The sequence below is a fragment of the Streptomyces axinellae genome, assembly GCF_039532135.1.
In the GTDB taxonomy this organism is placed as follows: Bacteria; Actinomycetota; Actinomycetes; order Streptomycetales; family Streptomycetaceae; genus Streptomyces; species Streptomyces axinellae.
Genome location: NZ_BAAARJ010000019.1, coordinates 96,812 through 117,338, shown reverse-complemented (window position 1 = coordinate 117,338; position 20,527 = coordinate 96,812). Strand labels below are relative to the sequence as shown.

The following is a 20,527-nucleotide window of genomic DNA, read 5'->3' as shown; positions in this document are numbered from 1 at the left end:
ATGCCGCGCCTGGTCATCGCCGCGCCCTCCTCCGGGAGCGGCAAGACGACGGTGGCCACGGGCCTGATGGCCGCCTTCGCCGCCCGGGGCCTGGCCGTCTCCCCGCACAAGGTCGGCCCCGACTACATCGATCCGGGCTACCACACGCTCGCCACCGGGCGTCCCGGCCGCAACCTGGACGCGTACCTGTGCGGGCCCGAGCGGATCGCACCGCTGTTCGGGCACGGCGCCGCCGGTGCCGATCTGGCCGTCGTGGAGGGCGTGATGGGCCTCTACGACGGCGCGGCCGGGCAGGGCGAGACCGCGTCCACCGCGCATGTGGCCAAGCTGCTGCGGGCGCCGGTGGTGCTGGTCGTGGACGCCTCCTCGCAGTCGCGCTCGGTGGCAGCGCTGGTGCACGGCTTCGCCTCCTGGGATCCGGAGGTGCGGGTGGCGGGCGTGGTGCTGAACAAGGTGGGCTCCGACCGGCACGAGGAGTTGCTGCGGGAGGCGCTGGAGGGCTCCGGCGTGCCGGTGCTGGGCGCGTTGCGCCGTACGAAGGTGGTGCGCGCCCCCTCCCGGCACCTGGGGCTGGTGCCGGTCGCCGAACGGCGGGCCGAGGCCGTCGAGTCGGTGTCCGCGCTCGCCGAACGGGTGCGCGCGGGCTGCGACCTGGACGCGCTGCTGGCCCTGGCCCGCGAGGCGCCGCCGCTCGGCGATACGGCGTGGGATCCAGTAGCCGAGACGTCCGAGGCGGGCGGGCTGTCGGCCGGGACTGCCGCTGCCGGCCCCGCCACGTCCGCAAGTGCCGGGGCCGGAAGCGCCACGCCTGGAAGCGCCGGGGCCGGGGAACTGGCGTACGGGAGAGGCGTCCCAGCGACCCCGCCGCCGCGCGCCGGCGGCCCCGCGCCGCGCATCGCGCTGGCGAGCGGGCCCGCTTTCACCTTCTCGTACGCCGAGCACGCCGAACTGCTGCGCGCGGCAGGCGCCGAGGTCGTCGGCTTCGACCCGCTGCACGACGAGGCGCTGCCGCGCGGCACCTCGGGCCTGGTCATCGGCGGGGGCTTCCCCGAGGTGTACGCGCCGGAGCTGTCGGCGAACGAGCCGCTGCGCAAGGAGATCGGCGCTTTCACCGGCCCGGTGGCAGCCGAGTGCGCCGGATTGCTGTATCTGGCACGGGAGTTGGACGGAGCGCCCATGTGCGGAGTGCTGGCGGCCTCGGGACGGATGACGGAGCGGCTGACGCTGGGCTACCGGGAGGCGGTGGCCGTCGCCGACAGTGTCCTGGCGTCCGCCGGCACGCGCGTCCGGGGACACGAGTTCCACCGCACGGCCTTGGAACCGGGCACCGGCGAGGTGCCCGCCTGGGGGCTGGTGCGCCCCGAGCGGCGCGTCGAGGGGTACGTCCAAGGTCAGGTGCACGCCTCATACCTGCACGTCCACTGGGCCGCCGCGCCCCAGCTGGCACGGCGCTTCGCGGCGAGCGCGGCGAGCGCCGCGTGAACGCGCCCGGGGAGGCGCGTGGAGACGCGCGCGGGAGCGCGGGCCGCCGAGTCGCCGTCGGCGTGGGCGCCTGCCAGGGGGTGCCGCCCGCGGAGGTGCGGGACCTCGTACGGCGCCTCCTCGCGGACGCCGGGCGGGCGGAACGGGACGTCACGGCGCTGGCCACCGTCGCGGCACGGGCCGGGGAGCCCGCCCTCCTGGCGTTGGCCGCGCGGCTGTCGGTGCCGCTGCTGACGTACGGGCCCACGGAGCTGGCCCGCGTCCGGGTGCCCCACCCCTCCGCCTTCTCCCACTCGGCCCTGGGCACCCCCTCGGTCGCCGAGGCGGCGGCACTGCTGGCCGCGCGGGGCGCGGGGACGGACGCGGCCGAAGGGCCCCCGGGGGCAGCGGCGGCACTGCTCGCGCCGAAGACCAAGTCCCGCCCCCCGCACGGCGCTCCGGCACGGGCCACGGCCGCCCTCGCACACGCCCCCGCGCTCGGCGCATCCGACGTACGCGCCGCCGGGGACCAGAACCACGCGGAGGCATCATGAACGCGCCCGGTCACGCGCACGCCGACGCCACGAAGGCGCACGCCGACGCCACGGACGCGCATGGCCCGGACCTGCGGCACCACGGGGACGTGGAGGTCCGGGGGGACGGGGCGGGGCTCGTGGACCTCGCCGTCAATGTGCGCGCCGGCACGCCGCCCGCATGGCTCCGGGCGCGGCTGGCCGCCTCGCTGGCGACGCTGGCCGCGTACCCGGAGGACGGCGCGGCGCTGACGGCCGTCGCCCGGCGGCACGGGCTGGCGGCGGACCGGGTGCTGTTGACGGCGGGTGCGGCCGAGGCGTTCGTCCTGGTGGCACGAGCGCTTCCGGCCCGGCATCCGGTGGTCGTGCACCCGCAGTTCACCGAACCGGAAGCGGCCCTGCGCGACGCCGGGCACGCCGTCGGCCGGGTGCTGCTGGGCCCCGAGGACGGGTTCCGGCTGACGCCGGAGGCTGTACCGGAGGAAGCGGATCTGGTCGTGGTGGGCAACCCCACCAACCCGACTTCCGTCCTCCATCCGGCCACCGCCTTGGCCCGACTCGCCCGGGAGGGGCGCACGCTGGTCGTGGACGAGGCGTTCATGGACGCCGTACCGGACGAGCACGCCTCACTGGTACCCCTCCTGGAGCGGCTGCCGGGGCGGACGGTGGTACTGCGCAGCCTCACCAAAACGTGGGGGCTGGCGGGGCTGCGCGTCGGCTACGCGCTGAGCGACCCCGCCACCGTGCGCGCGCTGGCCCACCATCAGCCGCTGTGGCCGGTCTCGGCGCCCGCGCTGACGGCCGCCGAGGCGTGCAGCGCCCCGGAGGCACTGGCCGAGGCGGAGGAGGCGGCCAAGCGATTCGCCGACGACCGCGCGTATCTGAGCGCCCGGCTGGCCGCCTTTCGGGAAGCGGGCCTGCGGGAGGCCACCCCCGAACCGGAGGGGCCCTTCCTGCTGCTGCGGCATCCGGACGCGGACGCAGTACGGGAACGCCTGCGCGAGCGGGGCTTCGCCGTGCGGCGCGGGGACACCTTCCCAGGGCTGGGGCCGCGCTGGTTCCGGGTGGCCGTTCGTGATCGGACGACGACCGATAAGTTCGTCAACGCGCTCCACAAGGTGCTCGACCGAACCTGACCGCCTGCCGACACGTTCCGACCGCCTCCGGCTCGGCCAAGGGTCCCGGCACCCACCCGCGTTCGTTGCCGTTCGCCCTGTTCATCCCCGCCCGTCGCCATTGCCACCGTCCGCCACCGAGGAGGTACCCGTGTCCGCCACCCTGCGGCACCCCGGCACCGTGCTGACCGACCACGTCTTCTCCGTCCCCCTGGACCACGGCCGACCCGACGGCGAGCGGATCGAGGTGTACGCGCGCGAGGTCGTGGCGGCCGGAAAAGAACACCAGGACGACCTGCCGTGGCTGCTGTTCCTCCAGGGCGGCCCCGGCCACGGCGCACCCCGGCCGGTGGGCCCGGACTCCTGGCTGGGGACCGCGCTGCGGCACTACCGGGTGCTGCTCCTGGACCAGCGGGGCACCGGCCGCTCCACGCCCGTGAACCGCCAGTCCCTCGCGCTGCGGGGCGGCGCCCCGGAACAGGCCGCCTATCTCGCCCGCTTCCGCGCGGACGCGATCGTCCAGGACGCGGAAGCGGTGCGCCGCAGCCTGCTGGGCGAGGGGCACAGGTGGTCGACGCTGGGCCAGAGCTTCGGCGGCTTCTGCACGCTCACCTACCTCTCCCACGCGCCGGAGGGGCTCGAAGCGTGCTTCGTGACCGGCGGCCTGCCCGGCCTGCGCGCCGGCGCCGAGGACGTCTACCGCGCCGCGTATCCGAGGGTCGCCGCCAAGAACACCGCCCACTACGTCCGCTATCCGCAGGACGTCGAAGCGGTGCACCGGATTGTCGAGCATCTGTCCGGTCACGAGGTACGGCTGCCGGACGGCAGCCCGCTGACCGTCGAGCGGTTCCAGACCGTGGGCATGCTGCTCGGCCAGACCAGCGGCTCGGATGCCCTGCACTATCTGCTGGAGGACGCCTGGATCCGCGGCGCTTCGGGCCCCGAACTGTCCGACACCTTCCTGGAAGCGGTGCGGGCCCAGGTCTCCCTGGCGGGCAGCCCCCTGTTCGCCGCGCTGCACGAACCGATCTACGCCCAGCGCTCGGTGAGCCCGCTCGGCACCCGCTGGGCGGCACACCGGGTGCGCGACGAGTTCCCGGCCTTCGACGCGGCCCGGGCGCTGGCGGCCGGAGAGCCGGTCGCGCTGACGGGCGAGATGATCTACCCCTGGATGTTCGACACCGATCCGGCGCTGATCCCGCTGCGCGAGGCGGCACACCTCTTGGCGGAGCGCGGGGACTGGCCGGACCTGTACGACGCGGAGCGGCTGTCGGCCAACGAGGTGCCGGTGTACGCGGCGGTCTACCACGACGACATGTACGTCGATACGGCACACTCGCTGGCCACCGCACGCGCCGTAGCCCGAGTACGCACCTGGGTGACCGACGAGTGGGAACACGACGGCCTGCGCGTCAGCCAGGGCAAGGTCCTGGACCGCCTGACCGGAATGGCACGCGGCGAAGTCTGAGCTTGTCCTTCGGCCTTTCAGCCGTTGCAGAAGCGATGAGGGTCCTCTCGCGGGGAATGGGGGCTCGCCGCACGGGTGCGGCCGATGAGTTCGGACGGCCAGAGGAGTCTGATGGCGGACACCCGATCACTGGAGGCTTGCCCTATGGCTGAACCACACGTGCTGGAAACCCGGAATGCCCTGGAAAGAGCGATCCACGTCGAACGGTCCGCGCTCGCTCAAGACCTCACCGGGCTCAGCGAAGCCCAGTGGGCGAAAGCCTCACTGTGCGAACGCTGGACCGTGGAGGAGGTCGTAGCCCATCTGACGGCAGGTGCCGGCACGAGGATGTGGCGCTGGCTGCTCAGCATGCTGGCCGCTCGGTTCGACCCCGATCTGCACAACGACCGACGACTCGCGAAGCACCGCGGTGCCGAACCGGAAGAGACCTTGCGGCGATTTCGCGAGGTTGTCGCCGGGCCTGCCGGGCCGACCGGGCATACGGCGGCCTGGCTGGGCGAGACAGTCGTCCACGGCGAGGACATCCGCCGGCCGTTGGGCCTTGTGCGGACACCCCCGGTGGCCACGACGACCGCCGTGGCCCGGTTCTTCGCCGCCCGCGATTTCACCGTCGCGAGCAGCAGCGCGATCGCGGGCTTGCGGGTCGAGGCCACAGACGGGCCGTTCTCCACCGGCTCGGGGGATCTGCTCCGGGGGCCGACCCTCTCACTGGTCATGGGGATGGCAGGCCGCGCCGCGGCCTGCGAGGACCTTGAGGGGGACGGTGTGGAAGTCCTGCGCGCCCGACTGCGTTCAGGCCGAAGAACAAGCTGAGCCGAAGAACAAGCCGAGAGGCTCTGGCAGGAGGCGACGCGGGTATCCGGTGGGACGACACGCGGTCCGGGCCTGAGCCTCCGGCCGACGGGACCCGAGCCGGCCGGAGGCTCAGAGCCCGGCGAGCGCATCCGCCCGGGGCCGGGTCAGGCCCGGATCCGGGACAGGTCCGGGGCCGGGACAGGCCCGGATCCGGCGGTGGGCCGCCTCAGCGGCGGGCCGAACGCCACTCCCGTACCGCGCTCTCCACATCGAAGGGCACGAGCCGGTGCGGCGGGCCGTCCGGCGGGCGCCGGATCGCTTCGGCGATCTTGACGTTGATGCCGCTGAGAATCGCCCGCACCTGAGCCTCCGACTGCGCCTCGGCGGCCTTCTCCCGAGCTTCCTGCGCCTCCTTGCGGAGCGCGAGGGAGGGCGGCAGGCAGGAGAGGTTCTCGTCGCGCATCTTGCGCTCGACCCACCACTGCTCGGTGTAGGGCTTGTCGATGGCGGCCAGTGGCTTTCCGGCGCCGGGCAGGTCCGCGAACTCGCCGCGCTCCTCGGCCTCCCGGATCTGGCGGTCGGCCCAGGTCTCGAAGCTGATGCCCGGGGGCTTGCGTTCCGTCATGGCACGTCCTCTCAGGTGGCCGCCTGGCCCGGTGGGTGCGCCGGCACCGGCAAGGGCACCGGCACCGGAAGGGCGCTCGCCCCCAGTCTCCCAAGCGCGCTCCGCCAGAGCCAGGAGTCACGCACAGCCCTCGGGCCCGGCATCCCCGGCCGCCTCAGTGCTGGTGGGCCGGGACGGCGCAGGCACCGTCCTCGCATACCGGAGCATCCTCGGATGCCTGTGCGCCCACGGATGCCTGGACCTGGACGAGCCCGCCGCCCGCCACGTGGGCCTGTTCCAGCGCCTGGGTGAAGACCTCGGCGGGCTGGCCTCCGGAGACCCCGAAGCGGCGGTCGAGTACGAAAAAGGGCACGCCCGTGGCGCCGAGGGCCGCGGCCTCGCGCTCGTCGGCACGTACGTCGTCCGCGTACGCGTCCTCGTCGGCGAGCACGGTACGGACCTCCGCCTCCTCCCATCCCACCGAAGCGGCGACGGCGACGACCGTCCCTGGGTCGCCCAGTGGCTTCAGGTCGGCGAAGTTGGCCTGGTAGAAGGCGTCCAGCAGCGCCGCATGCGCCTCGGGGCCGCGCTTCTTGGCGTGGTGCAGCAGTCGGTGCAGGCCAAAGGTGGAGCCGTTCATCAGACGGCCCGAGGCGTATGCGAGCCCCTCGCCCCGCGCGGTCCGCGCCACGCGCGCCTCCGCCGCCTCGGCCTCGTCGGGCGAGAGCCCGTACTTGTCGGTGAGGATCCGGGTGACCGGCAGCCCGGTGGGCTCCCCCGCGTCGGGGGCCAGTTCGAAGGAACGGTGCACCACCTCGACCTCGGCCCGGTGCTCGAAGGCCGCCAGGCCCTTCTCGAACCGGGCCTTGCCGATGTAGCACCACGGACACGCGATGTCGGACCAGATCTCTACACGCATGCCCCGGCCAACCACCCGAACATCAGCACTATTCCCCGGAGCTGTTCCCCCCTCGCCGCAGGGGAGTCGGCCCGGACTCTCCGCTCTGTCGGACCTCCGCCATGCCGCGGGCCACGCCGAGGGTGACCGCGTCCTGGGGGCGCAGTCGGAGGGACTCGGTGGTCTCCGCCAGGCGGTCCGGGGTGCGCTTGAGGATGGCGGTGGCGGACTCGGGGGCGATGACGGAGAAGTAGCTGTCGGGGGTGACCCACAGTCTGCCCGGCGCGGCCAGTGCGAGGGCGCCGCCGGAGCCGCCCTCGCCGATGAGCAGCGAGGTGACCGGAACGCTTGCCTCCGCGATGGCGGCGAACACCTCGGCGATGGCGGGGCCCGCGCCGGCCCGCTCGTCCTCGGCTCCGTTGGCGGCGCCGGGGGTGTCGATGAGGGTGAGGACGGGGAGGCCGAGCCGGTCGGCCATCCGGATGAGGCGGGCGGCGGTGCGGTATCCCGCGGGCAGGGTGGCGGTGCCGCACTGCGCGACATAGGCGATCGCGCGGCCCGCCCGCAGTCCGAAGCCGCACAGCGTGCCCGGGTCCACTCCCCCGCAGCGGTCGCCGCTGATCTCCTGCCGGGTGTCGAAGTAGGCGTCCAGATACGCGGCGGCGTGCGGCCTGTCGGAGGAGCGGGCGCGGGCCACCGCCTCCGGACCGTTTCGGGGGAGACCGGAGCCGGCGGGTCCGGGCAGCGCGTACGGCACTGGCGCGGGTTCCGGAGCGCGACCGTCCGCGCCGCCGCCCGCTCTGCCGTACGCGCCGCCTCCGGTGAGCAGCGCGAGCCACGTGGCGACGGCGCGCCCCAGTCGCGCGGGCGGCACGATCTGGTCGAGGTGTCCCGCCGCGTGCTGCCCTTCGACGGTGTACGCGGCGGGGTCGGCGTCCGGGGGCCGCACCCGGGAGCCGGCGAACGCGGCCTGCGCGCCGGGGAGTCCGAGCGTGACGTCGGCGCCCGCCGCGAGAGTGGCCCAGCCGCCACCGGTGGACGGGTCGCGGACGACGGCGAGGTGGGGCAGGCCCGCGCGCCGGGTCAGCGCGGTCTGCCGGGCCACCCGCTGGAGCTGGCTGAGCGCCCGCATCCCTTCTTGCATGCGGCTGCCTCCGGTGGCGACGAGGGTGACCACGGGCAGGCCCAGCTCGCGGGCCTTGACGTGCGCGGCCTCGATCCGGTCTCCGGTGGCCTCGCCGAGCGAGCCGCCGAGGAAGCCGAACTCGAAAGAGATCAGCACCGCTTGGATGCCCTCCGGCGCGCCAGTGCCGTCCGCCGCCCTGGTGCCGTCAGTGCCATTCACGGCGCCGGCCCCGGCACCCCCCTCGGTCCCGGCGGTGCCACCCACCGTCCCGGTCCCGCATACCACGGACTCGCTCTCGCCGGTACGCCGCGCGGCCCGCGCCCTGGCCTCGTCGTAGCCGGTCCAGCCGAGGGGACCGTCCACCTGGCCGGGCGCCGGGGCGAGGTCCGCATCCGAGGCCCGGGACTCCGCCGCCGTATACAGCGGTGCGAACTCCCTGAAGTCGCGCACCACCTGGGCGAGTGCGCCGCGCGCCGAAGGGCCGTCCGGTTCCGTGGGTCCGCTGGGGCTCATGCGTCCAGGCTGCGGCACCCGGCGCCCCGCTGTCAGCCCGGCCGGGCCGCGCGGGCCGACAGGTAGCGCCGTTCGGGCAGGCTGAGGGTCAGCTCCGCCGCCGCGCTGTACGCCGCGCGCGCCGCCTGCCGGTCGCCTGCGCGCTCCAGCAGATGGGCGCGTACGGCGCCGAGCCTGTGGTGCCGTTCCATCGACGGCTCCTCCTCCAGCGCCGCGAGCATGCTGAGGCCGACCCGGGGCCCGTGCACCATGGCGGCGGCCACCGCGTGGTCGAGGGCGACGACCGGGCCGGGCGCGACCCGTTCCAACAGTCCGTAGAGGGCGAGGATCTGCGGCCAGTCGGTGTCCTGGGCGCGGGCCGCCTCGTCGTGTACGGCGGCGATGGCGGCCTGGAGCTGGTAGGAGCCGACCGGCTTGTGTGCCAGCGCCTCGGTGACCAGCGCGAGTCCCTCGGCCACGGCTTCGGCGTCCCACAGTGTCCTGTCCTGTTCGTCCAGCGGCACCACAGAGCCGTCCGGCCGGCAGCGGGCCGCGCGGCGCGCGTCGGTCAGCAGCATCAGGGCGAGCAGTCCGGTCACCTGACCGTTTGCGGGCAGGAGTGCGCGCAGGGCGCGGGTGAGCCGGATGGCCTCGCCCGCGAGTTGGTGCCGCTGGAGGCTGTTGCCCGCGGTGGCGGTGTAGCCCTCGTCGAAGATGAGGTACAGCACGTGCAGGACGTCGCCGAGCCGTTCGGCACGCTCGTCCTCGGAAGGCGGGACGAAGCGCGCACCCGCCTCCTTGATGCGCCGCTCGGCCCGGCTGACGCGCTGGGCCATGGTCGCCTCGGGGACCAGGTAGGCGCGGGCGATCCCGGCGGTGGTCAGGCCGCCGACCGCGCGCAGGGTGAGCGCGGTGCGCGCCTCGTGCCGAGCACCGGATGGCAGCACAGGAACAGCAGTGCGAGGGTGTCGTCCTCACAGGGCGCACGGCTCTCACGGGGCGCGGGCGCGAGGAGTTCGTCCCGGGGGGCGCTGGCGGCCACGGCATCTGCCGGATGGCCGCCGCATCTGCCGGATGGCCGCCGCATCTGCCGGACAGCCGCGTTGGACGCGGTTCCCCGCCTGTCCTCATGCCACCCCCGCCTCGTCACACCACCCCGCGCCTCATCACGCCACCACGCGCCCCCGCAGCACCACATGCCGTGGCGCCTGGAGAACCCGTACGTCCGCGCGAGGGTCCGTCTCGTAGACGACGAGGTCGGCGCTCGCGCCCTCGGTGAGGCCGGGGCGGCCGAGCCAGTCGTGGGCACGCCAGGCCGTGGCGGCCAGCGCGTCCAGGGGCGGGATCCCGGCCTTGACCAGTTCGGCGACCTCCTGGCCCACGAGCCCGTGCGGCAGTGAGCCGCCCGCGTCGGTGCCGGTGAAGACGGGGATTCCCGCGTCCCAGGCGGCGCGCACGGTCTCGTAGCGCCGCGCGTGCAGCTCACGCATGTGTGCCGACCAGCGGGGGAACTTGGCCTCGCCGCCGTCGGCGAGGTGGGGGAAGGTGGCGATGTTGACGAGGGTGGGCACGATGGCGACCCCGCGTTCGGCGAAGAGCGGGATGGTGTCCTCGGTCAGTCCGGTGGCGTGCTCGACGCAGTCGATACCCGCCTCGACCAGATCGCGCAAGGAGTCCTCGGCGAAGCAGTGGGCGGTGACGCGCGCGCCCTCCTCGTGTGCGGCTGCTATCGCCTCGTCGATGGCCCAGCGCGGCCAGCAGGCGGTCAGATCACCCTCGTCCCGGTCGATCCAGTCCCCGACGAGCTTGACCCAGCCATCGCCCCGGCGGGCCTCCCCGCGGACGTAAGCGGCCAGGTCGCCGGGCTCGATCTCATGGGCGTAGTTGCGGATGTAACGGCGTGTACGGGCGATGTGGCGGCCGGCGCGGATGATGCGGGGCAGGTCGGCGCGCTCGTCGACCCAGCGGGTGTCGGAGGGTGAGCCGGCGTCGCGCAGCAGCAGCGCGCCCGCCTCGCGGTCGGTGAGTGCCTGCTTCTCACTGGTGGCGTCGTCCACGGGTCCGTGCGTGTCGAGCCCCACGTGGCAGTGCGCGTCCACCAGGCCGGGGAGCACCCAGCCCTCCAGCGTCCGGGGGCCGGGGGCGGAACCGTGCGGCGGTGCGGGGCGCTCGTAGGTGATCCGGCCGTCCACGACCCACAGCTCGCCCCGGACGTCCTCGGGCCCGGCCAGCACCCGCCCCTTGATGTGCAGACCCGCGTCGCGCTCACTCATGGGCGGAACTCTACGAGCGAGTCGGTGAACTCCACGAGCGGGCCGGTGAACTCGGCACCACGGAAAGGGAGACAGCATCTTGCGCACGGGATTAGGATGCAATTCGGGCGCTTTTCCGAGTACAGGTTTCCTCGTTCTCCTGCCCGCTTTCCTTCACCTCAAACACCGAGATTCCAGGGGCCTCGGCAGCTGCAATTCGGACGCGTCACACCACCGTTATCCCACTGTGACGTACTCCACAACTGGTCTGCTATATCCGGACAATTCCGCGCATTTGCCGGGCGGAAAGGGGGGTGTTGCGCGCCTGCGCGCCCCCGCGCGATATCACAATGTGCCCCTCTCACGTAACCCCGCACCCCCGTGCAGTTTCGGATTCCGCTGGGTAAATTGAATTCGCATGACCGCCGCACAAGCAGACCATGCACGTGCCCATAGCGATTTCCTGGAAATGCCGGAGGGACTGAAGCTCGACACGCCTCGTGTGGAGGACGGAGCCGCGATCTGGCGCATCGCCCGCGACTCCGGGACCCTCGACCTGAACTCCTCGTACAGCTACCTGCTGTGGTGCCGCGACTTCGCGGCCACCTCGGTCGTCGCCCGGGACGGCAACGGCGAGCCGGCCGGCTTCATCACCGGCTACCTCCGCCCCCAGCGGCCCGGCACCCTCGTCATCTGGCAGGTCGCCGTGGACGCGACGGCCCGTGGCCGGGGGCTGGCAGCCGCGATGCTCGACGGGCTGACACTCCGTGTCGCAGAGGAGTCCGGTATCGACAGCATCGAGACCACGGTCACCCCGGACAACACCCCCTCCAACCGGCTGTTCGCCTCCTATGGCCGGCGCCACTCGGCAGCGGTCGCCAAAGAGGTGCTCTTCGACGCCGGCCTGTTCCCCGAGGACGGGCACGAGCCGGAGGTGCTGTACCGGATAGGACCGGTCGTGTTTCCCGGCGCCGGGGCGCGGCGCTGACGTACGCGGCCTTTCCGCACTCCGGCCCGCCGGCATGCCACGTCCCCACGCGGGTATCGGCACCGTCGCCGGCCCATCCCCCCAAAGACTTCCTTCTCACGCAACTCACTCCCAGGAGCAAGCCGTGACCATCACCCAGCCGGACCTCAGCGTCTTCGAGACCGTGGAGTCGGAGGTGCGCAGCTACTGCCGTGGCTGGCCCACCATCTTCGACCGGGCCCAGGGCGCCCACATGTACGACGAGGACGGCCACACCTACCTCGACTTCTTCGCCGGAGCGGGCACGCTCAACTACGGCCACAACAACCCCGTACTCAAACGAGCCCTCCTGGACTACCTGGAGCGGGACGGGGTCGTCCACGGGCTGGACATGAGCACCAGCGCCAAGCGGGCCTTCCTGGAGACGTTCTCCGAGACGGTCCTCAAGCCGCGCGGCATGAACCACAAGGTGATGTTCCCCGGCCCGACCGGCACCAACGCCGTGGAGGCCGCGCTCAAGCTGGCCCGCAAGGTCAAGGGCCGCGAGTCGATCGTCTCGTTCACCAACGCCTTCCACGGTATGTCGCTGGGCTCGCTCGCGGTCACCGGCAACGCCTTCAAGCGCGCCGGTGCGGGCATCCCGCTGGTGCACGGCACGCCGATGCCGTTCGACGACTACCTCAACGGCGCCACCGAGGACTTCATCTGGTTCGAGCGGCTGCTGGAGGACCAGGGCTCCGGGCTCAACAAGCCGGCCGCCGTGATCGTGGAGACCGTGCAGGGCGAGGGCGGCATCAACGTCGCCCGCGCCGAGTGGCTGCGCGCGCTCTCGGACCTGTGCAAGCGGCACGACATGCTGCTGATCGTCGATGACATCCAGATGGGCTGTGGCCGCACGGGTGCCTTCTTCTCCTTCGAGGAGGCGGGCATCGAGCCGGACATCATCACGCTGTCGAAGTCCATCGGCGGCTACGGCATGCCCCTGGCCCTCACGCTGTTCAAGCCGGAGCTGGACATCTGGGAGCCGGGCGAGCACAACGGCACCTTCCGTGGCAACAACCCGGCCTTCGTGACCGCCACCGCCGCGCTCCAGACCTACTGGGCCGACGGCCAGATGGAGAAGCAGACCCTGGCGCGCGGCGAGCAGGTCGAGGCCGCGCTCAAGGCCATCGCCGAGGAGCACGCCGCCGAGATCGTCAACTTCCGGGGCCGCGGGCTGGTGTGGGGCCTGGAGTTCCACAACAAGAGCCTGGCCAACACCGTGGCGCGCCGCGCCTTCGACCTGGGCCTGCTCATCGAGACCTCGGGGCCGCAGAGCGAGGTCGTCAAGCTGCTGCCCTCGCTGACCATCACCCCCGAGGAGCTGGACGAGGGTCTGCGCATCCTGGCACGCGCCGTGCGCGAAACCGTCTAGCACACGCCTGACGCGGCCCGTCCCGGGTACCCCGGGGCGGGCCGGTTCCGTAGTAATGACCGGCCCTCCGGGGCAGGATGAGAGAAAGGCACCAGCAGACCGTGATCGTTCGTTCTTTCAGGGAAATCGAGGGCACCGACCGCCACGTCAAGGCGGCTTCGGGCACGTGGGAGAGCAAGCGCATCGTGCTCGCCAAGGAGCGCGTGGGCTTCTCCCTGCACGAGACGACGCTCTACGCGGGTACGGAGACGTCGATGTGGTACGCGAACCACATAGAGGCCGTACTCTGCGTTGAGGGTGAGGCGGAACTCACCAACGAGGAAACCGGCGAGAAGCACTGGATCTCTCCCGGCACGATGTACCTCCTCGACGGGCACGAGAAGCACACGATGCGCCCCAAGACGGACTTCCGGTGCGTATGTGTCTTCAACCCGCCCGTCACAGGCCGGGAGGATCACGACGAGAACGGCGTCTACCCGCTGCTCACCGAGCCCGACGGGGACTGAGCCACAGTTCCAGCAGGGCCGCGGACCGGCCGTGCCGGTCCGCTCCTTGTGCCGTGAACGGCAATGTCCGCCCGTCGAGGAGCGTCGTCGCGGGGGCACCGCCCGCGCGAGCGGAGCCGAGCGTGGGGCAGCGTGCGATCACAAGGCGGCCGGAAGTCCTTGATTGGGGTCTCCCCTGCTCTGGGGGGCACCTCCCGGCCGAAGGCCGGGAGAGGAGTTGAGAGCTTGGAGAAGGAGCTACCAGGGCTTTCGGCCAACGCCGCTGGGGGCGCCCCCTGCTCGTAGAGCTCGGGGGAGTGCGTGCCGGGCGGCGCGACGGGGCAAGGCTTACCGGGAGGGGCACTAGCTGTTTCGCCCACTGGACAGGGCCGTACGAGAGGAGAGGAAGGCACCACCATGACCACCGCACCCGAGCACACCGCCGACCTGTACCCGACTCGCGGAACCACCGAGGTGGCCACCCCGCGGATGGATCCCGTCGTGTGGTCCGAACCGGGTACTCCAGGGCCCATCGGGGCCACGGACCTGGCGGACTTCGAGCGGGACGGGTTCCTCGCGATCGACGAGCTGATCACCTCCGACGAGGTGGACACCCTGCGCGCGGAACTGGAACGGCTCACCTCGGATCCGGAGATCCGCTCGGACGAACGCTCGATCGTCGAGCCGAAGTCGGAGGAGATCCGGACCGTGTTCGAGGTGCACAAGATCAGCGAGGTCTTCGCACAGCTCGTGCGGGACCCGCGGGTCGTGGGCAGGGCGCGGCAGATCCTGGGCTCGGACGTCTATGTCCACCAGTCCCGGATCAACGTCAAGCCGGGTTTCGGCGCCACGGGCTTCTACTGGCATTCCGACTTCGAGACCTGGCATGCGGAGGACGGTCTGCCGAACATGCGGACCGTGTCGGTCTCGATCGCCCTGACCGAGAACTACGACACCAACGGCGGCTTGATGATCATGCCGGGGTCCCACACGACCTTCCTCGGCTGCTCGGGCGAGACGCCGAAGGACAACTACAAGAAGTCGCTGCAGATGCAGGACGCGGGGACCCCGTCCGACGAGGCCCTGACCAAGTTCGCCGACGCACACGGCATCAAGCTGTTCACGGGCAAGGCCGGCTCGGCGACCTGGTTCGACTGCAACTGCATGCACGGGAGCGGTGACAACATCACTCCGTACCCGCGGAGCAATGTCTTCATCGTCTTCAACAGCGTGGAGAACGAAGCGGTGGAGCCCTTCGCCGCGCCGGTCCGTCGCCCCGAGTTCATCGGGGCACGTGACTTCGCGCCTGTGAAGTAGTAGGGCGGTCGGTTCGTTGGAGGGGCGGGAGCGTGTTCTCGCTCCCGCCCCTCCAACGCTTTCCGGCTCACTCGCGGCGGCCGTCGATCCGGCGCGGCAGCCCCAGCGGGTTGTCGTCGCGCAGTTCCGGCGGCAGCAGCGGCCCGGGGGTGTCCTGGTAGACGACCGGCCGCAGCCAGCGCTCGATGGCGGTCGCCCCCACGGAGGTGGAGGTCGAGGTCGTGGCGGGGTACGGCCCCCCGTGGTGCTGTGCGGTGGCGACGGCCACGCCGGTGGGCCAGCCGTTGACCAGTACCCGGCCGGCCAGCGGGGTCAGCCGCGCGAGCAGGGCGGTGGCAGCCCCGTCCGTGCCCGCGGCCTCCGCCTCTCCCAGGTGCACGGTTGCCGTGAGGCTTCCGCCGAGCCGGTCGAGCACCTCTTCGACCTCGCTCTGGTCGCCGTAGCGCACGGCGACGGTCACCGGTCCGAAGCACTCCTCCAGCAGCAGTTCGTGCTCGTCGCCGAGCGCGTCGGCGGTGACGGTGAGCAGTCCCGGCCGCACCGCTCTTCCGTCGTCACCGGTCTGGGGGGTGACGGGAGTTTCGACCGGTCCCAGGGCCGAGCGGGCCGCGACCCCGTCGAGGAACGCCTCGCGCATCCGGTCGTCGAGCAGGTGTCCGGGGGCCGCCGCGTTCAGGCGCTCGGTGAGCGTGCCGAGCATCCGGTCGCCGTCCTCCCCCGCCGGGACGAAGACGAGGCCGGGCTTGACGCAGAACTGGCCCGTGCCCAGTGTCATCGATCCGCTCAGGCCCTCGCCGATCGCCTCGGCGCGCTCGGCGACGGCCGCCGGGGTGACCACGACGGGGTTGAGGGAGCCGAGTTCGCCGTGGAAGGGAATGGGGCGGGGGCGGGCCGCTGCCGCGTCGTACAGTGCCCGGCCGCCACGGACCGAGCCGGTGAACCCGGCGGCTGCGACCAGCGGATGCCGCACCAGTTCGACCCCGGCGTCGAAGCCGTACACGACGCTGACCACATCCTCCGGAAGCCCGCTCTCGGCGGCTGCCGCACGCAGCGCGGCGCCGCACAGCGCGGAGGTCGCGGGGTGGTCGGGGTGCGCCTTGACGACGACGGGGCAGCCGGCGGCGAGCGCGCTGGCGGTGTCACCGCCGGGCACGGAGAAGGCGAGCGGGAAGTTGGAGGCCGCGTAGACGGCCACGACGCCGATCGGGAGCTTGTAGCGGCGCAGGTCGGGGCGGGGCGGGGCGAGCGTCGCGTCGGCGTGGTCGATGATGACGCCGAGGTAGCCGCCGTCCTCGATCTCGTCGGCGAAGGCACGCAACTGCCCGGTGGTGCGCCCGAGTTCACCGGAGAGCCGGGGCTCGCCCAGCGCGCTCTCGGCGTCGGCGGTGCTGACGATCTCCTCGCGCGCGGCCTCCAGCCGCTTGGCGGCGGCGCGCAGGAAGGCGGCGCGCGTGGTGCGGTCGGCGAGCGCGGGCAGCGCGGCGTGCGCGGCCTGAACAGCGGCGTCCACGTCGGGGGCGGTGGCCTCGTCGGTCACGCGTTCGCGGCGCTTCCCGGTCCGGGGGTCAACGCTCCACACTGGTACTGCTGCTGCCACGGGAGTCCTCCTGGGAGATCCGGCCCCCACAGCGACCTTGTTCGGTATGCTGAACAACATCCCTGTAGATGAATTCAGCAGGGACTCTAGGACTGTCCGAACAGAGAGGTCAAGGTCGATGTCGGGTACCGAGGCGGGGGGTTCGCAGGTCAAGTCGGCCGTGCGGACGGTGGAGTTGCTGGAGTTCTTCGCGGGGCGGCCCGGCATGCACGCGCTCGCCACCGTCCAGGAGGCCGTCGGCTACCCGAAGTCGAGCCTCTACATGCTGCTGCGCACGCTGGTGGACCTCGGCTGGGTGGAGACGGACGCGACGGGCACCCGGTACGGCATCGGCGTACGGGCCCTGCTGGTCGGCACCTCCTACATCGACGGCGACGAGGTGGTGGCCGCCGCCCGGCCCACCCTCGACCGGCTCTCCGACGACACCGCCGAAACGATCCACCTGGCACGCCTGGACGGCACCAACGTCGTCTACCTGGCCACCCGCCAGTCCCAGCACTATCTGCGCCCCTTCACCCGCGTCGGGCGGCGGCTGCCCGCGCACTCGACCTCGCTCGGCAAGGCGCTGCTGGCCACCTACCCGGATGAGCAGGTGCGCGAGATGCTGCCGGAGAGCCTGGCGCAGTTGACCGAGCACACCCTCACCGACCGCGAGAAGCTCATCGAGGAGCTGCACCTGGTACGGGAACAGGGCTACGCGGTGGACCGGGAGGAGAACACGCTGGGGCTGCGCTGCTTCGGCATCGCCGTCCCGTACCGCACCCCGGCCCGCGACGCGATCAGCTGTTCGGTGCCGGTGGCCCGGCTGACCCCGGCGCACGAGCAGATGATCAAGGACGCGCTCTTCGACGCGAAGGACCGCCTGATGCACGCCACCCGGAGGCTGTGAGGGGCTCGGGCGGCCGATCCGGCCGCCCCCGGCGCGGAATCTTTTCTTCGGCATGGCCCGCTGGTCCAATCCCGGCATGCGGAGCACATACGGGAAGAAACGGCACACCTACCGCAGCGCCGGCCGACGCGCCGGCCGAAGCACCGGACACCCGGGCCGTACAGCCACCACACTGAGCTGCGCCCTCACCCTCGCGAGCGGCGCGCTGCTGCTCCCGTCGGCGGCGGCAGCCCCGTCCGCGGCGTCGGCCCTGTCCGCGGCCTCGGCGTCGGCCCCGGCACCGGCCGCGACACCCGCCCCCTCGCCCGCACCGGCATCGGCGTCCTCCGGCCACCCGCCGCCGGCCGCCGGGCCGGCGGCGGACCGGCCGGTGCGGGTGCTGTCCTGGAACATCCGGCACGGCGGCAGGGACCGGGCCCTCGGAGGCCGCGAGAACCTGCGGCTGCTCCTCGACCAGGTCGTCGCGCTGAAGCCCGACATCTTCTTCGCCATCGAGACCTACGGCTCCGGCGAGGCCATCCGCCGCGCCCTCACCCGGCGCGCGGGCCAGGGCAGCTACCGCGCGGTGCAGGTCACCAGGGGCGGGCGGGGGCCGAGCAGGGACAACTTGTGGCTCTTCACCCGCTACAAGGTGGTGAACGTCTTCCCCAAGCCGCGCACCCGCGTCGCCGCCACCGGCTTCAACACGGGCGGGGCACGCGTGGCCCTCCCGAACGGCCGGCGGCTCAACCTCGTGGACACCTGGCTGTCCTTCTCGCGCCCCTGGATCGGCAACATGGTGAACCGCAACGCCAAGGCCGCCAAGGCGGGACGGCCGCTCCCCCACACCCGGGCCCAGGTCGCAGACGCCGAGCAGCGCAGACAGCTCCCTCAGCTGCGGGACATCCTGGACCGACAGCTCCCGGCCATGCTCCGGGACGACCGCTCACCCGTGCTGATGGCGGGCGACCTCAACACCGTCGCCGCCTCGGACTGGTCGGCCCGGTGGGCGCGCTGCCCGCGCCGCTACGGGCTCTCCTACGACCTGCGGACGACCCGGCTGATCACCGAAGCGGGCTTCCGCGACACCTACCGCACGGCGCACCCGGACGTGTGCACACATCCGGGCAGCACCTGGAGCCCGCTCAAGCGGAAGCACCGGGTCACCCCCGAACGCATCGACTTCATCTTCGCCAGGGGGCAGGGCCTGCGCGTGCGCCGTTCCTTCACCGTGGACAAGCGGCTGCCCTCCCACCCGGCCGGGCAGTTCTACTCCGACCACGGAGCGGTCGTCACCGATCTGACGGTGGCGCCCGCGCCTACTGCGGCGACCCCCGCACCCAGCCCCTCACCACGCCCAGCCGGTCACCGGGCCGCAGCCGCAGCCGCAGCCGCGAAGAGATGAAAATGTCCTGAGAAGTCCTGGACTGAGGAACCCGGTCCGTCACGGATCGCGTTCTCGTACAGGATGAACAGGACAATCAGGCGAGCGGGCACGGTCACCCTGCTCCTGGTGATGGCGCTGCTGGCGCGGCTCACCTGGATGCAGGTGGTGGACGGCCAGGCACTCGCGGACAGCGACAAGAACCGGCGGAACGCCATCGAGCAGTACGGCCACCCGTTCGGGGACATCATCGTGGGCGGCAAGCCCGTCACCGGCTCCAAGCGCTCCGAGGACGGCGGTGACCTGCGCTACCAGCGCACCTACACCGACGGCCCGCTCTACGCGCCGGTCACCGGCTTCGCCTCCCAGGTGCGCGGCTGGACCCAGCTGGAGGGCATCTACCAGGACGTGCTCGACGGCACCGACGACCGGCTCCAGAACCCCCTGAACATGCTCACCGGCAAACAGGCCAAGCCCGGCAATGTGCTCACCACGATCGACAGCGGTGTCCAGCGCGCCGGCTACCAGGCGCTGAACGGCAAGAAGGGCGCGGCCGTCGCCATCGACCCCGACAACGGCGAGATCCTCGGCGCCGTCTCCACCCCGTCCTTCGACCCCTCGGCCATCAGCGGCAGCGGCAAGGACGACACCGCCGCGTGGAACGCGCTCACCGCGCGCGACGGCAACGACAAGGACGACGACAAACCCACGCTGAACCGCGCGCTGCGCCAGTCCGTCCCGCCCGGCTCGACGTTCAAGCTCGTCGTCGCGGCGGCGGCCCTGGAAGACGGCCTGTACTCCTCGGTGGACGAGCCGACCCACAGCCCCGACCCGTACACCCTCAAGGGCACCTCCACGGTGCTCAAGAACGAGAACACCGCCGCACCCTGCGAGAACGCCTCCCTGCGCACCGCGCTGCGCTACTCGTGCAACAACGTCTTCGCCAAGCTGGCCACCGACCTGGGCCAGAAGAAGGTGCGGGCGCAGGCGGAGAAGTTCGGCTTCAACGACAGCAAGCAGGACGTGCCCGTCCGCGCGTCCGAGAGCCGCTTCCCGAAGAAGATGGACGCGGCGCAGACCGGGCTGTCCGGCATCGGACAGTACGACGTCACCGCGACCCCGCTCCAGATGGCCATGGTCTCCCAGGCCATCGCACACGGCGGCGAACTGGTGGACCCGCACATGGTCTCCCAGGTCCAGGACTCGGGCGGCGCCACGCTGCGCTCCTACGAGAACCCCGGCTCGCACCGGGTGATGAGCCAGGACAACGCCGAGCAGCTCCAGTCCGCCATGGAGACCGTGGTCGACAAGGGCACCGGCAGCAACGCGAAGATCGACGGCGTCACCGTCGGCGGCAAGACCGGCACGGCCCAGCACGGCGTGGACAACAGCGGGACGCCGTACGCCTGGTTCACCTCCTACGCCAAGAGCGACTCCGGCAAGAAGGTGGCCGTGGCCGTGATGGTCGAGGACTCCGACGCGGCCCGCGCCGAGGTCAGCGGGAATGGCCTGGCGGCCCCCATCGCGGAAAAGATGATGCGGGCCGCCCTTCGCTGATCCGGCCGGCGCCGGAGGTTTCCCACCTCCCGGTGGAGCGGCTTTCCCCACCTACCGGTGGGGCTGCGGGACGAGGTATCGCCGCCTCGGCGGGGCCGCCCCGTCGCGACGGGACAAGGGGCCCCGCTGCCGGATGGGGAGGCCACCCTCCCCCTTTGCGCCGCAACGGCGAACAACCACAACGGCGGAGCCCG

General features: G+C 72.3%; 17 protein-coding genes and 1 pseudogene. 12 read left to right on the top strand and 6 right to left on the bottom strand.

Annotation, left to right across the window (positions count from 1 at the left end):
• The 5 genes from ABD339_RS26060 to ABD339_RS26040 all read left to right on the top strand — a co-directional run bounded on the left by ABD339_RS26060 (position 1) and on the right by ABD339_RS26040 (position 5,390).
• The gene (locus tag ABD339_RS26060) at positions 1-1,482 is read left to right on the top strand and encodes a cobyrinic acid a,c-diamide synthase CobB (protein ID WP_344569291.1); all 1,482 of its coding nucleotides are present in this window, start codon (positions 1-3) and stop codon (positions 1,480-1,482) included.
• Positions 1,479-2,015: a cobalamin biosynthesis protein gene (locus ABD339_RS26055; protein WP_344569174.1), complete on the top strand. Its 537-nt coding sequence runs from the start codon at positions 1,479-1,481 to the stop codon at positions 2,013-2,015. Before ABD339_RS26060 ends, ABD339_RS26055 begins: the two co-directional genes overlap by 4 nt.
• A complete protein-coding gene (gene cobC, locus ABD339_RS26050) occupies positions 2,012-3,130 on the top strand; it encodes an Rv2231c family histidinol phosphate aminotransferase CobC (RefSeq protein ID WP_344569173.1) in 1,119 nt (372 codons plus the stop codon). The genes ABD339_RS26055 and cobC overlap by 4 nt, the downstream gene beginning before the upstream one ends.
• 130 nt (positions 3,131-3,260) lie before the next feature.
• The gene (locus ABD339_RS26045; RefSeq protein WP_344569172.1) at positions 3,261-4,577 is read left to right on the top strand and encodes an alpha/beta fold hydrolase; all 1,317 of its coding nucleotides are present in this window, start codon (positions 3,261-3,263) and stop codon (positions 4,575-4,577) included.
• Positions 4,578-4,721: 144 nt separating this feature from the next.
• The gene (locus ABD339_RS26040; protein ID WP_344569170.1) at positions 4,722-5,390 is read left to right on the top strand and encodes a maleylpyruvate isomerase family mycothiol-dependent enzyme; all 669 of its coding nucleotides are present in this window, start codon (positions 4,722-4,724) and stop codon (positions 5,388-5,390) included.
• 208 nt (positions 5,391-5,598) lie between these two features.
• Here the strand turns inward: ABD339_RS26040 and ABD339_RS26035 are convergent, their stop codons facing one another.
• The 5 genes and pseudogenes from ABD339_RS26035 to ABD339_RS26015 all read right to left on the bottom strand — a co-directional run bounded on the left by ABD339_RS26035 (position 5,599) and on the right by ABD339_RS26015 (position 10,765).
• Positions 5,599-5,997 carry a DnaJ family domain-containing protein gene (locus tag ABD339_RS26035; protein WP_344569168.1) on the bottom strand — a complete coding sequence of 133 codons (399 nt, stop codon included), beginning with the start codon at positions 5,995-5,997 and terminating at the stop codon, positions 5,599-5,601.
• Positions 5,998-6,151: 154 nt separating this feature from the next.
• Complete coding sequence (locus tag ABD339_RS26030; protein WP_344569166.1) at positions 6,152-6,895, bottom strand: DsbA family oxidoreductase; 744 nt, start codon at positions 6,893-6,895, stop codon at positions 6,152-6,154.
• Positions 6,896-6,923: 28 nt separating this feature from the next.
• Positions 6,924-8,513: a carboxyl transferase domain-containing protein gene (locus ABD339_RS26025; protein ID WP_344569164.1), complete on the bottom strand. Its 1,590-nt coding sequence runs from the start codon at positions 8,511-8,513 to the stop codon at positions 6,924-6,926.
• A 32-nt stretch (positions 8,514-8,545) separates the two neighbouring features.
• Positions 8,546-9,531: pseudogene (locus tag ABD339_RS26020) on the bottom strand (RNA polymerase sigma factor); the annotation flags it as partial.
• Positions 9,532-9,658: 127 nt separating this feature from the next.
• Positions 9,659-10,765 (bottom strand): amidohydrolase family protein, encoded by a 1,107-nt coding sequence (locus tag ABD339_RS26015; RefSeq protein WP_344569162.1) that lies wholly within the window; start codon positions 10,763-10,765, stop codon positions 9,659-9,661.
• A gap of 448 nt (positions 10,766-11,213) precedes the next feature.
• Here ABD339_RS26015 and ectA point away from each other — a divergent pair, with 448 nt between their 5' ends.
• From ectA to thpD, 4 genes are all read left to right on the top strand, one after another.
• Positions 11,214-11,732 carry a diaminobutyrate acetyltransferase gene (gene ectA, locus ABD339_RS26010; protein WP_344569161.1) on the top strand — a complete coding sequence of 173 codons (519 nt, stop codon included), beginning with the start codon at positions 11,214-11,216 and terminating at the stop codon, positions 11,730-11,732.
• Between the two features lie 124 nt (positions 11,733-11,856).
• Complete coding sequence (ectB, locus tag ABD339_RS26005; RefSeq protein WP_344569160.1) at positions 11,857-13,125, top strand: diaminobutyrate--2-oxoglutarate transaminase; 1,269 nt, start codon at positions 11,857-11,859, stop codon at positions 13,123-13,125.
• A 101-nt stretch (positions 13,126-13,226) separates the two neighbouring features.
• On the top strand, positions 13,227-13,631 hold the full coding sequence (locus ABD339_RS26000; protein WP_344569159.1) for an ectoine synthase: 405 nt from the start codon (positions 13,227-13,229) through the stop codon (positions 13,629-13,631).
• A 396-nt stretch (positions 13,632-14,027) separates the two neighbouring features.
• Complete coding sequence (thpD, locus tag ABD339_RS25995) at positions 14,028-14,927, top strand: ectoine hydroxylase (RefSeq protein ID WP_344569157.1); 900 nt, start codon at positions 14,028-14,030, stop codon at positions 14,925-14,927.
• Between the two features lie 67 nt (positions 14,928-14,994).
• On the opposite strand, the gene ABD339_RS25990 is transcribed toward thpD, so the two are convergent.
• Positions 14,995-16,506, bottom strand: a complete 1,512-nt coding sequence (locus tag ABD339_RS25990) for an aldehyde dehydrogenase (NADP(+)) (RefSeq protein WP_344569289.1) — start codon at positions 16,504-16,506, stop codon at positions 14,995-14,997.
• Between the two features lie 136 nt (positions 16,507-16,642).
• Between ABD339_RS25990 and ABD339_RS25985 the strand changes: the two genes are divergently transcribed.
• From ABD339_RS25985 to ABD339_RS25975, 3 genes are all read left to right on the top strand, one after another.
• Positions 16,643-17,413 (top strand): IclR family transcriptional regulator, encoded by a 771-nt coding sequence (locus tag ABD339_RS25985; protein WP_344569156.1) that lies wholly within the window; start codon positions 16,643-16,645, stop codon positions 17,411-17,413.
• Between the two features lie 76 nt (positions 17,414-17,489).
• Positions 17,490-18,797, top strand: coding sequence for an endonuclease/exonuclease/phosphatase family protein (locus tag ABD339_RS25980; protein WP_344569155.1), 1,308 nt, complete (start codon positions 17,490-17,492; stop codon positions 18,795-18,797).
• A 63-nt stretch (positions 18,798-18,860) separates the two neighbouring features.
• Positions 18,861-20,333 carry a peptidoglycan D,D-transpeptidase FtsI family protein gene (locus ABD339_RS25975; RefSeq protein WP_344569154.1) on the top strand — a complete coding sequence of 491 codons (1,473 nt, stop codon included), beginning with the start codon at positions 18,861-18,863 and terminating at the stop codon, positions 20,331-20,333.
• The last annotated feature ends 194 nt before the right edge of the window (positions 20,334-20,527 follow it).